General features: G+C 73.4%; 13 protein-coding genes. 3 read left to right on the top strand and 10 right to left on the bottom strand.

Going from position 1 to position 13,798, the window contains the following annotated elements:
• Positions 1–123: 123 nt before the first annotated feature.
• The 7 genes from pheT to infC all read right to left on the bottom strand — a co-directional run bounded on the left by pheT (position 124) and on the right by infC (position 7,615).
• Positions 124–2,646, bottom strand: a complete 2,523-nt coding sequence (gene pheT, locus AB0946_RS16450) for a phenylalanine--tRNA ligase subunit beta (protein WP_366761285.1) — start codon at positions 2,644–2,646, stop codon at positions 124–126.
• Positions 2,646–3,767, bottom strand: a complete 1,122-nt coding sequence (gene pheS / locus AB0946_RS16445) for a phenylalanine--tRNA ligase subunit alpha (protein ID WP_366761284.1) — start codon at positions 3,765–3,767, stop codon at positions 2,646–2,648. Before pheS ends, pheT begins: the two co-directional genes overlap by 1 nt.
• A gap of 152 nt (positions 3,768–3,919) precedes the next feature.
• Positions 3,920–5,050 carry an ATP-binding protein gene (locus tag AB0946_RS16440; RefSeq protein ID WP_366761283.1) on the bottom strand — a complete coding sequence of 377 codons (1,131 nt, stop codon included), beginning with the start codon at positions 5,048–5,050 and terminating at the stop codon, positions 3,920–3,922.
• A gap of 50 nt (positions 5,051–5,100) precedes the next feature.
• Positions 5,101–5,961 carry an RNA methyltransferase gene (locus AB0946_RS16435; protein WP_366761282.1) on the bottom strand — a complete coding sequence of 287 codons (861 nt, stop codon included), beginning with the start codon at positions 5,959–5,961 and terminating at the stop codon, positions 5,101–5,103.
• Between the two features lie 194 nt (positions 5,962–6,155).
• Positions 6,156–6,539: a 50S ribosomal protein L20 gene (rplT, locus tag AB0946_RS16430; RefSeq protein WP_014671645.1), complete on the bottom strand. Its 384-nt coding sequence runs from the start codon at positions 6,537–6,539 to the stop codon at positions 6,156–6,158.
• 96 nt (positions 6,540–6,635) lie between these two features.
• On the bottom strand, positions 6,636–6,830 hold the full coding sequence (gene rpmI, locus AB0946_RS16425) for a 50S ribosomal protein L35 (protein ID WP_004933563.1): 195 nt from the start codon (positions 6,828–6,830) through the stop codon (positions 6,636–6,638).
• Between the two features lie 122 nt (positions 6,831–6,952).
• Positions 6,953–7,615, bottom strand: coding sequence for a translation initiation factor IF-3 (infC, locus tag AB0946_RS16420; RefSeq protein ID WP_030654735.1), 663 nt, complete (start codon positions 7,613–7,615; stop codon positions 6,953–6,955).
• Positions 7,616–7,956: 341 nt separating this feature from the next.
• Between infC and AB0946_RS16415 the strand changes: the two genes are divergently transcribed.
• Complete coding sequence (locus tag AB0946_RS16415) at positions 7,957–8,322, top strand: DUF1844 domain-containing protein (protein ID WP_366761281.1); 366 nt, start codon at positions 7,957–7,959, stop codon at positions 8,320–8,322.
• Here AB0946_RS16415 and AB0946_RS16410 read toward each other — a convergent pair.
• On the bottom strand, positions 8,313–9,074 hold the full coding sequence (locus AB0946_RS16410) for an SseB family protein (protein ID WP_366761279.1): 762 nt from the start codon (positions 9,072–9,074) through the stop codon (positions 8,313–8,315). The genes AB0946_RS16415 and AB0946_RS16410 overlap by 10 nt on opposite strands.
• A gap of 149 nt (positions 9,075–9,223) precedes the next feature.
• Between AB0946_RS16410 and AB0946_RS16405 the strand changes: the two genes are divergently transcribed.
• Complete coding sequence (locus AB0946_RS16405) at positions 9,224–10,174, top strand: serine hydrolase (protein WP_366761278.1); 951 nt, start codon at positions 9,224–9,226, stop codon at positions 10,172–10,174.
• Between the two features lie 127 nt (positions 10,175–10,301).
• On the top strand, positions 10,302–11,489 hold the full coding sequence (locus AB0946_RS16400; RefSeq protein ID WP_366761277.1) for a lipase: 1,188 nt from the start codon (positions 10,302–10,304) through the stop codon (positions 11,487–11,489).
• Positions 11,490–11,493: 4 nt separating this feature from the next.
• On the opposite strand, the gene mycP is transcribed toward AB0946_RS16400, so the two are convergent.
• Both mycP and AB0946_RS16390 read right to left on the bottom strand, forming a co-directional pair.
• Positions 11,494–12,654 carry a type VII secretion-associated serine protease mycosin gene (gene mycP / locus AB0946_RS16395; RefSeq protein WP_366761276.1) on the bottom strand — a complete coding sequence of 387 codons (1,161 nt, stop codon included), beginning with the start codon at positions 12,652–12,654 and terminating at the stop codon, positions 11,494–11,496.
• Positions 12,651–13,448, bottom strand: coding sequence for a hypothetical protein (locus AB0946_RS16390; RefSeq protein WP_366761275.1), 798 nt, complete (start codon positions 13,446–13,448; stop codon positions 12,651–12,653). Before AB0946_RS16390 ends, mycP begins: the two co-directional genes overlap by 4 nt.
• Between the last annotated feature and the right edge of the window lie 350 nt (positions 13,449–13,798).

Genomic DNA, 13,798 nt, shown 5'->3' with positions numbered 1-13,798 from the left:
CCCCGAAAGGCCGGTCCGATTCTGTCGACGGCATGACCCGGACGGGGAGGATCACCCTCACTTCCCACCCGAACGAGTGAGCTTCCGTCGGTCAGCCCGCATTTATGCAGCTGACGCAGGCGTTCAGCCCCGGAGCACCGCCCCGGTCCGCTCACCCGCGAGGGCGACCGCCGCGTCCCGCGCGGCCGAGGCCTCGTCCACGGTCAGCGTGCGGTCGGCGGCCCGGAACCGCAGCGCGTACGCGAGCGACTTGCGGCCCTCCCCGAGCTGCTCGGCGTTCTCGTAGACGTCGAACAGCCGGATGGACTCCAGCAGCTCACCGGCACCCTCGCGCAGCGCCGCCTCGACCTCCGCCGCCGGCACCGGCTTGTCGACGACGAGGGCGACGTCCTGCGTGGCGACCGGGAACGTGGAGATGCTCGGCGCCTGCGGAACGCCGTCGCCCACCGCCTCCAGGGCGTCCAGGTTCAGCTCCGTCGCGCACGTGCGCTCCGGCAGCCCCAGGGCCTTGAGGACCCGCGGGTGCAGCTCGCCCGCGTGACCCACGACCTGCTCCGCGCCGTCGGCGACGACCACCAGCTCGGCGCACCGGCCGGGGTGCCACGGACCGTACTGGCCCTTGCGGACGACCAGTTCGGCACCGGCCTCCCGGGCGACGGCGCGCGCGGCCTCGACCGCGTCGGCCCAGTCGGCCGGACGGCCCTTGCCCCACCAGCCGGCCTGCTCGCGGGCGCCGGCGAGGACGACGGCCACGTGCCGGGGCTGCTCGGGCAGCGCGGCGTTCAGCGCGGCGATCTCCTCGTCGGTGGGACGCCGGTCGACGGGCAGGTGCGTGGCGCCGTGCGACTCCTCGCGCGGCAGGAAGACCAGCCCGGTCTCGAACAGGGCGAGGTCGTGCGAGCCCCGGCCGTCGTTGCGCCGCAGGGCGCCGAGCAGGCCCGGCAGCAGCGTGGTGCGCAGTGCCGGCTCCTCGTCGCTGAGCGGGTTGACCAGCTTCACGACGCGGCGGGCCGGGTCACCGGCGTCCAGTCCGAGCTGGTCGAAGACCTGCTCGCTGACGAACGGGTAGTTCGGCGCCTCGACGTAGCCCGCGCCGGCCAGCGCCCGGCCGACCCGGCGGTGCAGCCGCTGGCGGTGGGTCAGACCGCGGCCCGAGGGCGGCTTGGGCAGCGTGGAGGGCAGGTTCTCGTAGCCCTCCAGACGGATGACCTCTTCGGCCAGGTCGTTCGGGTCGGCCAGGTCGGGACGCCAGGACGGCACGGTGACCAGCAGCTCGTCCTGCCCGTACACGTCGCAGCCGACCTGCTGGAGACGGCGTACGACCGTCTCGCGGCCGTAGTCGACGCCCGCGACCTTGTCCGGGTGGCCGGCCGGGAGGGTGATGGTGTGCGGGGCCGAGGGCGCGATGATCTCGGTGACGCCGGCCTCCGCGGTGCCGCCCGCGAGGAGGACCAGCAGGTCGACCGTGCGCTGCGCGGCGGCAGCGGCGGCCTGCGGGTCGACGCCCCGCTCGAATCGGCGGGACGCCTCGGAGAGCAGCTTGTGGCGGCGGGCCGTCCGGGCGATGGAGACGGCGTCGAAGTGCGCGGCCTCGATGACCACGTCCGTCGTGCCGTTGACGCCGTCCTCGGTGATCTCGTGGTCGGCGATCTCCGTGTTGGCGCCGCCCATCACCCCGGCGAGGCCGATGGGGCCGCGCTCGTCGGTGATGACCAGGTCCTCGGCGTGCAGCGTGCGCTCGACACCGTCGAGGGTGACGAGCTTCTCGCCCTCCTGCGCGCGGCGCACGCCGATGGTGCCCTGGACCAGGGTCCGGTCGTAGGCGTGCAGCGGCTGGCCCAGCTCCATCATCACGTAGTTCGTGACGTCGACGGCGAGCGAGATCGGGCGCATGCCGACCTTCTGGAGCCGGCGCTGGAGCCAGATCGGGGAGCGTGCCTCGGGGCGCAGACCGGTGACCGTGCGCGCGGTGAAGCGGTCGCAGCCGAACGGGTCGGAGACCTGGACCGGGTAGCCGTAGGCGTTCGGCGCCGGGACGTCGATCAGGGCGGGGTCGCGCAGCGGCAGGCCGTAGGCGATGGCGGTCTCGCGCGCAACACCGCGGATGGACAGGCAGTCGCCGCGGTTGGCGGTGACGGCGATGTCCAGGACCTCGTCGACCAGCTCCAGCAGCTCGATGGCGTCCTTGCCGACCTCGGTCTCCGGCGGCAGCACGATGATGCCGTGGGTGCCGTCGTCTCCCATGCCCAGCTCGTCGCCGGAGCAGATCATGCCGTGGGACGTCCTGCCGTAGGTCTTGCGGGCGGCGATGGAGAAGCCGCCGGGCAGCGTGGCGCCGGGGAGGACCACGACGACCTTGTCGCCGACCTGGAAGTTGCGGGCGCCGCAGACGATCTCCTGGGGCTCGCCCGTGCCGTTGGCCTGGCCGACGTCGACGGTGCAGAAGCGGATCGGCTTCTTGAAGCCCTCCAGCTCCTCGATGGTCAGCACCTGGCCGACGACCAGGGGGCCCTTGAGGTCGGCGCCGAGCTGCTCGACCGTCTCGACCTCCAGACCGGCCGAAATGAGCTTGGCCTGGACGTCACGGCCGGTCTCGGTCGCCGGCAGGTCGACGTACTCCCGCAGCCAAGAAAGCGGGACCCGCATCAGATCTCCATCCCGAACGGCCGGGTGAACCGGACGTCACCCTCGACCATGTCTCGCATGTCCTCGACGTTGTGGCGGAACATCAGCATCCGCTCGATGCCGAACCCGAAGGCGAAGCCGCTGTACTTCTCCGGGTCGACGCCGCAGGCGGTGAGCACCCGCGGGTTGACCATGCCGCAGCCGCCCAGCTCGATCCAGCCCTCGCTGGAGCAGGTGCGGCAGGGCCGGTCGGGGTTGCCGACGGACTCGCCCTTGCAGACGTAGCAGAGCATGTCCATCTCGGCGCTCGGCTCGGTGAACGGGAAGAAGTTCGGCCGCAGCCGGGTCTTCATGCCCTCGCCGAACAGCGACTGGACCATGTGGTCCAGCGTCCCCTTGAGGTCGGCCATGGTCAGGCCCTCGTCCACGGCGAGCAGCTCGACCTGGTGGAAGACGGGCGTGTGCGTGGCGTCCAGCTCGTCGGTGCGGTAGACGCGGCCCGGGCAGATCACGTAGACCGGCAGCTGGCGGTCGAGCAGGGAACGGATCTGGACCGGTGAGGTGTGGGTGCGCAGCACGACACCGGAGTCGGCGCCGCCGTCGGGCCCCTGGACGAAGAAGGTGTCGGCCTCACCGCGCGCGGGGTGGTCCGGGCCGATGTTCAGGGCGTCGAAGTTGAACCACTCCGCCTCGACCTGGGGACCCTCGGCGACCTCGTAGCCCATGGCCACGAAGATGTCCTCGATGCGCTCGGAGAGCGTGGTCAGCGGGTGGCGGGCACCGGCCGGGACGCGGTCGTACGGCAGCGTGACGTCGACGTCCTCCTCGACCAGCACACGGGCGTCCCGCTCGGCCTCCAGTTCGGCCTGGCGGGCGGCGAGGGCCTTGTTCACGGCGCCGCGCGCCATGCCGACGCGCTTGCCGGCCTCGGCCTTGGCGTGCGGGGGCAGCGCGCCGATCTCGCGGTTGGCGAGGGCCAGCGGGGAGGCGGGGCCGGTGTGGGCGACCTTGGCCTCGTGGAGCGCGTCGAGGGAGTCCGCGGCGGCGAAGGCGGCGAGCGCCTCGTCCCGCATGCGCTCGATCTCTTCCGGTTTCAACGCCTCGACCTCGACAGGGTCGTACGACTTATTGGGTGCCGACATCTCTTCCCGTGCTTCCGATAGTCCCCCAGCTGACGCTGGGAGGTGCCCCCTGGCGGATGGTCCCCGTGACCGGCGTAGAGGGCCGTGCAGGACACAAAGGTGCCAAAGGCCGAGTCTAACGGGGTGGACGTGGACGAAGGGCCCGTGGGCCGCTAGGCGAGATACGCCGGCGCGCTCACGGGCAACGTAAATCGGAACTCGGCGCCGCCGCCGGCGGCCCGGCCGACCGTGATCGTGCCGCCGTGGGCCTCCACGATGCCCTTGACGATGTACAGCCCGAGGCCCGTGCCGCCGCGCTTGCTGCCCCTCCAGAAGCGGGTGAAGACGCGGTTCATGGACTCCTCCGGGATGCCGGGCCCCTCGTCGCTCACGGTGACCGACGTGCCGGTTTCCTCGCCCTCGCGCGGGGACGGCGTGGGCGTGACGTCAATGGTGACGGTTCCCTCGCCGTGCCGCACGGCATTTTCGATGAGGTTGCTGAGCACCTGGTCGATCTTGTCGGGGTCGGCCCACAGGGCGGGCAGCGGCTGCTCGATCCGCAGCAGGAACCGGTCGGCGGGCTGGCCGGCGGCGACGTAGGCCTGGATGTGCCGGGAGACGGCGGCCCCGATGTCGACGGGCTGGCGGCGCACCTCCAGCCGGCCGGAGTCGATCCGGGAGATGTCCAGCAGCTCGGCGATCAGACGGGTGACACGGTCCGCGTCGGCGTCGACGGTCTCCAGCATGAGCCGCTTCTGGTCGTCGGTGAAGCGTTCCCACTTGGCGAGCAGGGTGGCGGTGAAGCCCTTCACGGAGGTCAGCGGCGAACGCAGCTCGTGGGCGACGGTGGCGATCAGCTCGGCGTGGCTGCGCTCGGTGCGGCGGCGGGCCTCGGTGTCCCGGAGGGAGACGACCACGCTGCGCACCGGCCCGAGCGGCGCGTCGCGCACGTAACGGGCGGAGACGAGGACCTCACGGCCGCCGGGCAGCAGCAGGTTGCGCTCCGGCTGCCGGACCCGGATGGCGAGTCCGCCGTAGGGGTCGGTGAGCTGCCACCAGCGGCGCCCCTCCAGGTCCTCCAGCGGCAGCGCCTTCTCCAGGGACTGTCCGAGGGCGTCGGCGGGCCGCACCGCGGTGATCCGTGCGGCGGCGGCGTTGAAGCAGGTCACGCGGCCGTGCGCGTCGGCGACGACGAGGCCGTCGGGCAACTGGTCGGGATCGACGCCGGAGCCGGCGCACCGGGACACGGGCGCGCCCCGCGCGTCCCGTCCTTCCGGCGCGGTGCTCGTGCCGGCCACACTCATCCCCGTACCCCACCTCTCAGACGGCGCAGGGCCCCGCGTTGGTCACCCTACTAGCTCTCGGTGACGGAGCGGCACCCTCCGGAGGCGCGCTGTGCACGGGCCGACGCGTAGAGACATACGGCGGCGGCGGTGGCGAGGTTCAGGCTCTCGGCCTTCCCGTGGATCGGGACGCGCACGACGGCGTCGGCGAGGGCGCGGGTCTCCTCGGGCAGCCCCCAGGCCTCGTTCCCGAACACCCATGCGGTCGGCCCGCCCATGGTGCCCTGGTCCAGCTCCTCGTCCAGGTCGCGGTCGCCGGCCCCGTCCGCGGCCAGGACGCGCACCCCGGCCTCCCGCAGCGCGGCCACGGCCCGCTCGACGGGGACGCCGACGGCCACGGGCAGGTGGAAGTGCGAGCCGACGGAGGCCCTCACGGCCTTGGGGTTGTACAGGTCCACGGACGCGTCGGTGAGGACGACGGCCTCGGCACCGGCCGCGTCGGCGCAGCGCAGCACGGTGCCGGCGTTGCCGGGGTCCCGTACGTGCGCCAGCACGGCCACCAGCGTGGGCCGGGCGGCGAGGATGTCCTCGAACGGGGTGTCGAGGAACCGGCAGACCCCGACCAGGCCCTGGGGGGTCACGGTGGTGGAGATGTCGGCGATGACCTCCTCGGAGGCCAGGTGCACCCGGGCGCCGGCGTCGCGGGCCGCGCCGATGATGTCGGCGTACCGCTCCGCGGCCTCCACGGTCGCGAACAGCTCGACGAGGGTCGGGACGCCGTCGACCCGGTGCCCGGCCGCCTCCCGAACGGCCTGCGGCCCTTCGGCCAGGAACAGCCGGTCCTTCCCCCGGAAGTTCCGCTTGGCGAGCCGCCGGGCGGCGGAGACACGGGCGGACCGGGGAGAAATCAGCTCGGGAGAGACGGAGGGCATCCTTTTACCTTCGGCAACTTGTCGCGCCCCTCAAGGGCGCGGGGCTCGGTCGATACGCGGCTCCGCCGCGTGGGCGCGCACGACCACGACGGACCCACGGCCGAACGACGTGCGGCAGGCCCCAACGACAGGACCCGCAAGCCGTAACAGCCTGCGGGTCCTCCGGTGAGCGTCGGCTCAGAGCCGGCGCGGCGTCACGCGGCCTTGGGCGCGTTCACGTCCGACGGCAGCGCCTTCTGCGCGACCTCGACGAGCGCCGCGAAGGCGCTCGCGTCGTTCACGGCCAGCTCGGCCAGGATCTTGCGGTCGACCTCGACGTTCGCGGCCTTCAGACCCTGGATGAAGCGGTTGTAGGTGATGCCGTTGGCGCGGGCAGCGGCGTTGATGCGCTGGATCCACAGCTGACGGAAGTCGCCCTTGCGCTTCTTGCGGTCGTTGTAGTTGTAGACCAGCGAGTGGGTGACCTGCTCCTTGGCCTTGCGGTACAGGCGCGAACGCTGACCGCGGTAGCCGGAGGCCTGCTCGAGGATCGCCCGGCGCTTCTTGTGGGCGTTGACTGCCCGCTTGACGCGTGCCACTTGTTAACTCCTTGTAGCGGGGTCGTGGGGGTCCTCACACGACCCGGAATCGATTCGGTCCCGGTCCCGACGCACGGCGCTCAGCGCGCCGCCGCGTCACTTGCCGAGAAGCTTCTTGATCTTCGCGGCGTCGCCCGGGGCCATCTCGGCGTTGCCGGTGAGGCGACGCGTGACGCGGGACGACTTGTGCTCGAGCAGGTGGCGCTTGCCGGCGCGCTCACGGAGCACCTTGCCGGAGCCGGTGACCTTGAAGCGCTTGCTGGCACCGCTGTGCGACTTGTTCTTCGGCATAGCGCCGTTATCTCCTCGTCGGTGGCGCTCCGGTGCCCGGTCGTGAAACCGGGCACGGTGGAGCGTCGCTCTCATCTTTCGGTTACATCCTCGGGGACGTACGGGACGTACATCCCCCGGGATCACGCCTCGGCCGGCTCCTCGGACGGCGCCTCGGCCTCGGCAGGGTTCTGCGACTTGCCGGGGTTCGCCTTCGCCTCGGCCTTGCGGGCCTCCTGCGCCTGGCGGGCCTCGGCCATCGCCTCGGTCTTCTTCTTGTGCGGACCGAGGACCATGATCATGTTTCGGCCGTCCTGCTTCGGGTTCGACTCCACGAAACCGAGGTCCTGGACGTCCTCCGCGAGCCGCTGCAGCAGTCGGTAGCCCAGCTCGGGGCGGGACTGCTCGCGACCACGGAACATGATCGTGATCTTGACCTTGTCGCCCTGCTTGAGGAACCGGACGACGTGACCCTTCTTGGTGTCATAGTCGTGCGGGTCGATCTTCGGCCGGAGCTTCATCTCCTTGATGACCGTGTGCGCCTGGTTCTTGCGCGCCTCACGGGCCTTCATGGCCGACTCGTACTTGAACTTCCCGTAGTCCATGAGCTTGCACACGGGCGGACGGGCGTTCGCCGCGACCTCGACCAGGTCCAGGTCGTACTCCTGCGCAAGCTCCAGTGCCTTCGCGAGCGGCACGATGCCGACCTGCTCGCCACTGGGACCGACAAGTCGCACCTCGGGAACGCGAATCCGGTCGTTGATGCGGGGCTCGGCGCTGATGGATCCTCCTCGGTAGCACCACACGGCGGTCTGGCGGACAGCCGCGTAACGTCTCTTTTCGTGAGACCTAACCGCGCCGAAGCACAAAAAATGCCCCGGACGATCACAGGCGGGGCTCCAAACGATCCGGAGCACCGCCGCGATGCCGCGGGGCGCGCTTTCGGGCGACTCCATCGTCCGTACGGAACGATGGCGGCCGCCTGACCGGGTGACCCGCCGTCCCGGAGGGCGGTCGGGTGGGAGATCGGAGCCTCCACTTGTGGGCCGGACACAACCATGTCCAGCCGGTCGTCCTCAAGGTTAGCAGGATCGCTTGACAAGGGCGAATTCAGGGGCGCCGGGCGCGACCACCTATGGTGTGGGGCATGAGTGACACCCCTGCCGGGCCTTCCGAGGCTCCCGACTTCGACGCGATGACCCGGGACATCGCCGAGGTCCCCGCCGTCGAGGTGATCGTGACGGTCGCCGTCAACCTGATGAGCGCCGCCGCCGTGAAGCTCGGGCTCAGCGAGGAGGGCGAGAAGTACAAGGACCTGGACGAGGCCCGCAAGCTGATCACCGGGCTCGCCGGTCTGCTGGACGCGAGCGCGACCGAGATCAGCTCCTTCCACGCGGCTCCGCTGCGCGACGGCCTGAAGTCGCTCCAGCTGGCGTTCCGCGAGGCCTCGATCGTCCCGGACGAGCCGGGCCAGGGGCCGGGCGAGAAGTACACCGGCCCGGTCTACGGCTGACCCGCTCCCCCACGGCCGATCCCTTCCTTCACGTACAGGGGCTCGCCCGGAGGCGTGGTCCCGGCCGGCAGCAGTGCCAGGTCGAGACCGCGCACCAGGCGGGCCCGCAGTGTCTCGTCGGCCGCCAGCCGCCCGGCGACCGCACGGGCAGCCTCGGCGGGCGGCGCGTCCGGGTCGAGGACGAGGGCGAGGGTGCCGTCGGCCTGGCCGGGCCCGAGGTGGGCGCGCAGCACGGCGGGCTCCGCCGCCACCGCCGTTCGGACGGCCTCCACCACGGCGGGGTCGGCGAGCGGGTCGGTGCTGGTGCGGCCCTCGGCGAGGGCGAGCAGCGCCGGGCCGGTCAGCTCGAACGGCACGGGTCCGGCGAGGTCGAGCACCACCGTGTCGGCCTTCTCGTGCGCGGCGGCCTGGAGGGCCTGGTGCAGGGGGACGGCGACCGGGCGGGCCGCGGGGTCCCAGCGGGCGAGGGAGTCGGTGGAGGTGAAGGCGGGCAGCGCGGTGCGGCCGCCGGCCTTCAGGGTGGGTACGGCCATGTCGCTGGTCTTCTCGCGGCGCAGGCCGTTCTCGTCCTCCTCCACCTCGCCGAGCACGGCGACGACGGGGACCAGCAGGCGGGCGCCCCGGAGCGCCTCCAGGACGGGCCCGAGAGCGCTGCGGTCCTCGGCCCAGGCGGCCAGCGCCGCGCTCAGCCGGGGGTCGGCGGAGCCGTCGTCGTCGGAGAAGCCGGGGTCGGGAATGTTCTTGTTCGCCACGGTCCCCGACCCTATAGGTGCCAGGCTGCCGGGCTCGTCCGGGGCCGGGGGCGCCGGTGCCGGCGCGTTCACAGGAATCCCGGTCTTCCCTCACCCGGCTCCCAGCTCCGTCCGACAGGGCGCACAGCCGCCGCCCCGAGCATCGCGGCATGGAGTCCTCCGGAGCCCCCCGTGGCCGCCGCGCTCGCCCGCCCCGGCGCCGTGCCTTGCTGCGCACCGCCCTCGCCGTCGTCGCCGTGGGCGGGGTCACCGCCGGCGGCACGGTCTGCGTGAAGGGCCGGGCACGCCCCGCCGCCGCGGCCGTATCGTCGGCGGCGGCGCCCACGGCCACCGCCTCGGCCGGGGCCGGAGAGGAGGCGTCCGTGCGGAAGCCCGCGACGGTGGACCGGAAAGCCCGGCTGAGCGCCGCCATGGCGGAGGTCGCGGTGCCGCCCGGCGCGCGGGTGTCGGCGGCGGTGCTGGCACCCGGGTCCGGGGAGAGCGCCGTGTACGGCGACGCCTCCTTCGACACGGCGAGCATCGTCAAGGTCGACATCCTGGCCACGCTGCTGCTCCAGGCCCAGGACGCCGGCCGGCGGCTGACGGCGCCGGAGCGGGCGTACGCCACGAAGATGATCGAGAACAGCGACAACGCGTCCGCGACGGCGCTGTGGCACACGATCGGGCGGGCCGCCGGGCTGGACGCGGCGAACGAGCGCTTCGGGCTGACGGAGACCTCCGGCGGGGGCGGTGGGCTGTGGGGGCTGACCCGGACCACCGCGGCGGACCAACTGGTCCTTCTCCAGCAGGTGTTCGGGGAGCGCTCGAAGCTGAGTGCGGCCTCGCGGCGGTATCTCCAGGGGCTGATGAAGTCCGTCGAGCCGGATCAGCGGTGGGGGGTGTCGGCCGCCGCCGAGGGCGACTCCTGCGCGCTGAAGAACGGCTGGCTGCCGCGCAGCACGACGGGGTTGTGGGACGTCAACAGCATCGGCCGGGTGACGGTGGACGGGACCGAGTACCTGGTGGCGGTGCTGTCGGACGGCACGGCGAGCCAGTCGCGGGGGATCTCGCTGGTGGAGGCGGCGGCGAAGGCGGCGGTAGGGGTGTTCGGCGACGAATGAGCCATCGCGTCCGGCCGTAAAAGATCCAGCGACGGCCGATCAGATGATCTAGCGTGCAAGGGACGTGACGATGAGCAGGCCGGGCGCCGGCGAGGTCCTTGCCGAGTCCGGCCGCGGAAGGAGCCCGGTGCCTCCCGTACGCCCCACTCGCCGATCCCTCCTGGCCGGCGGCCTCGGAGCCGTCGCAGCCGCCACCGTCCCCCTGTCGGCGCCCGCACACGCCTCGGCGGCCGGCCTCATACCCGTCCGGCTGGCCGGACCGACCGGGCCCGAGCCGGTGGGCGCCGTGGAGCTGCACCTGGTCGACCGGTCGCGGACCGAACCCCGGTCGAGCACGGGAGCACCGCGTGAGCTGATGGTGACCGTGCACTACCCCGCCGCCGGCGTACGTGGGCACGCGCCGCTGCCGTGGCTGCCGTCCGGTGCCGAGCGGGCGGTGAAGGCCCGCTTCGGCGGCGCGGTGGACGGCTACGCGCTGCCGTGGACGCACAGCGCGGACCGGGCGCCGGCCCGGCCGGGCCGCCGGCCGGTGCTGCTGTACTCGCCGGGCTACACCGCGGACCGCTCGTTCAACACCCTCGTCGTCGAGGACCTCGTGTCCTACGGGTACGTGGTGGTGACGGTGGACCACCCGTACGACTCGGGCGAGGTGGAGTTCCCCGACGGCCGCGTCGTGACCCGCCCCGAGCCGGACCCGGCCGGGCGGGCGGAGGCGGTCGCGGTGCGCGCCGACGACCTGCGGTTCGTGCTCGACCAGCTGGCCGTCGTGAACCGGGGCGGCAGTCCCGACGCACGGCGGCGCCCGCTGCCCCGCGGTCTGTGCGGGAGCCTGGACCTCACGCGGACCGGCGCCTTCGGGCACTCCCGCGGCGGTGCCGCGTCGGCGGCCGTCATGTACCTGGACGAGCGGGTGCGGGCCGGCATCGACCTGGACGGCGCGCTGTACGGGCCGGTGGTCGAGCACGGTCTCGACCGGCCGTTCCTGCTGATGGACACGGCCGTTCACGACGGCATGGACCAGGATCCGACCTGGCACCCGTTCTGGGAGCGACTGCGCGGCTGGCGCCGCTGCCTGCGACTCGCGGACGCCGACCACAACTCCTACACGGACCTCGTGGCCGTCGCGCCCCAGGTACCGGAGGTGGTGCGGCGGCAGTTGCAGGCCGGCACGATCCCCGCCGACCGGGCGGTGGCGGCCGTACGGGCCACGGTTCGGGCCTTCTTCGACCTGCACCTGCGCCGCCGCCCCGACACCGCGCACCTGCTGCACGGTGCCTCGCCGCGCTACCCGGAGATCGGGTACATCGCCGGGTAGCGGCTCAGGCCGGGTGTCTGCGGCCCCGCCACAGGATCACCCCGGCCACCAGCAGGACACCGCCCGCGCCGCCCGCGAGCGGTGCCGCCCAGTCGGAGGGGCCGCTCGTGACCCTGGGGGTGTCCGGGCCGGCGCCGAAGTACTTCTCGCCGTAGGACGCGGCCTGAAGGTCCCGGGGCCGGACGCGGGCGGCCGCCCTGAGGGCCGCCGCCGGGTCGATCATGCCGAAGCCCCGGGAGTCGTCCCGGCCGCCGACCGGGGCGTCCCGCGCGGTGTCCTCCAGGAGCTTCTTGATCTGGGCCGGGGAGAGGCCGGGGCGGGCGGCCTTGATCAGGGCCGCCGCGCCGGAGACGAAGGCCGAGGCGGCGCTCGTGCCCCAGCCCGCGTAGTACTTGTGGTCGGGGTCGGCGATGACGACGTCGACGCCGGGCGCGCTCACGGCCGCGTACCAGCGGCGGGTGGAGAAGGCGGCGCGGGTGCCGTACTTGTCCACGGCGGTCGCGGCGATGACGCCGGGGTAGGCGGCCGGGTAGGAGACGTGGTCGCCCTTGTCGCCGCCGTTGCCGGCGGAGGCGACGACGACCACGCCCTTCTTCAGGGCGTACTGCACCGCCTCGTCCTCGCCGGGTTCGGGGTGGGCCGAGTTCGAGTCGTCGCCGAGGGAGAGGTTGATGACATCGGCGCCGTGGTCGGCGGCCCAGCGGATGCCGTCGGCCAGGGCGTTGCCTCGGGTGGTGCGGGCCTTGGCGCGCGCGGGGTCGCCGTCCTCCAGGATCACCCGGACCGGCAGGATCTTCGCCTCGGGGGCGACGCCGACGACGCCGTCGGTGCGGCCGGGGCCGTGGCCGTGCCCGGCGATGATCCCGGCCATGGCGGTGCCGTGCCGGGCCCAGGTGCGATCGCCGGGTCCGGAGCCGAAGCCGATCATGTCCTTGTCGGGCAGGACGTTGCCGGCGAGGTCCGGATGGCCGGCCTCGACGCCGGTGTCCAGGACGGCGACGGTGACGCCCCGGCCCTTGGTGGTCCGCCAGGCCTCGTCCAGGTGGAGGGCGGTGAGGCCCCACTGCTGGGCGCGGATGCCGTCGGCGTGGGCGGCGGCGGACGGCAGCAGGGCGAGGGGGACGGCGAGCAGCAGGCTCACCGCCGCCTGGGCGGCGTGCTTCATGAGGGCTTCTCCGTGGCCGTGCCGACGGTCTTGCGCAGCCGCCGTTCGACGCGGTCGGCCAGGCCCTGGGCCTCGTTGCCGAGGCCGGCCTGGGCCGGTGCCGTCGTCGTGCCGGAGCGGACGGCGTCCGCGGCGGGCTGGGGGGTGTCGACGGTACGACCGTCGGCCCAGCCGGAGACGGCGTAGGCGACGACGGGGGCGTCGGTGAGCACGGAGACGGTCCACGACGCCCGCTGCCGGTCGCCGAATCCGGCGGCGACCGTGCCGGCGGCGGCGTACGGCCGAGGCATCAGATCGGCGCGGCTGTCGAGGTGTTCGTCGCGGAAGCGGGCGGCGAGCGCGGACATCGCGGCGGGGTCGGCCTTGGTGAAGAGCAGTCCGACGGTGGTGACGTAGGTCTGGGTGGCGTCGGTGTAGGTGGCGCGCAGCAGCCGCTGGCAGCCGACGGGGGCGAGTGCCTCGTGCAGCAGCGGGTCGAAGGCGTGGGCACAGCCGCTGTCCCGGGCGACGGCGATCCGGGTCCAGGTGCGGTCGGCGCCGCCGGGGCCCGCGCCCGTGCCCTGGACGGTGGGCGGGAACAGGTCGTCCACGGGCACGCTGTGCCAGAGGGCCCGGGCGGTGCCGAAAGCGTTCTGGGCGCCGTCCGCGCCGTTGTCCCCGGTGAGCCAACTCCCGGTCGCGGCACCGCCGATGAGTCCGAGCCCGAGTACGACGCAGGCAGCGGCGGCGACGGTGCGGGCCCCGACACGGGGACGCCACCGCTCCCCGAACCGTTCGGGCTCCCCGAACGACACGAACGGCCGCGCGTCGCTTCCGGCCCCCCAGGAGTGAGCGGGGTCGGGCGCCGGACGCGCGGGGTGAGCGGGCCCCAGGGGACTCCAGCCCCCGGCCCCCGCCCGGTCGTCCCCCCGCCCAGGCGCGGGAACGACACCAGCACGAGCGCCGTCCACCGGCCCGGGCACGCCACCCCTGCGGAGGGCTTCGGACCGCCCTGGCGCCGGCACGTCACCGGCACGGGGGTCCCCCGCCTGCCCCGGAGCGGACACACCGGTACGCGGACCACCTGCCCGACCGGACACGCCACCCACCCGGGGGGCCTCCGTCGGCCCGGGCGCCGGCATGCCACCGGTGCGGGGATCACCCG

Source organism: Streptomyces sp. NPDC046870, from assembly GCF_040704595.1.
Lineage (GTDB): Bacteria > Actinomycetota > Actinomycetes > Streptomycetales > Streptomycetaceae > Streptomyces > Streptomyces argyrophylli.
The sequence above is the reverse complement of the archived record's forward strand: the minus strand, read 5'-3'. Positions and strand labels throughout refer to the sequence as shown.

Excerpts from the sequence above, each read along its gene's own strand:
- pheS (WP_366761284.1), bottom strand. The coding sequence starts at position 3,767 with ATGTCGGCACCCAATAAGTCGTACGACCCTGTCGAGGTCGAGGCGTTG.
- pheT (WP_366761285.1), bottom strand. The coding sequence starts at position 2,646 with ATGCGGGTCCCGCTTTCTTGGCTGCGGGAGTACGTCGACCTGCCGGCG.
- AB0946_RS16415 (WP_366761281.1), top strand. The coding sequence starts at position 7,957 with ATGAGTGACACCCCTGCCGGGCCTTCCGAGGCTCCCGACTTCGACGCG.
- mycP (WP_366761276.1), bottom strand. The coding sequence starts at position 12,654 with ATGAAGCACGCCGCCCAGGCGGCGGTGAGCCTGCTGCTCGCCGTCCCC.
- AB0946_RS16440 (WP_366761283.1), bottom strand. The coding sequence starts at position 5,050 with ATGAGTGTGGCCGGCACGAGCACCGCGCCGGAAGGACGGGACGCGCGG.
- AB0946_RS16435 (WP_366761282.1), bottom strand. The coding sequence starts at position 5,961 with ATGCCCTCCGTCTCTCCCGAGCTGATTTCTCCCCGGTCCGCCCGTGTC.
- rpmI (WP_004933563.1), bottom strand. The coding sequence starts at position 6,830 with ATGCCGAAGAACAAGTCGCACAGCGGTGCCAGCAAGCGCTTCAAGGTC.
- AB0946_RS16405 (WP_366761278.1), top strand. The coding sequence starts at position 9,224 with ATGGAGTCCTCCGGAGCCCCCCGTGGCCGCCGCGCTCGCCCGCCCCGG.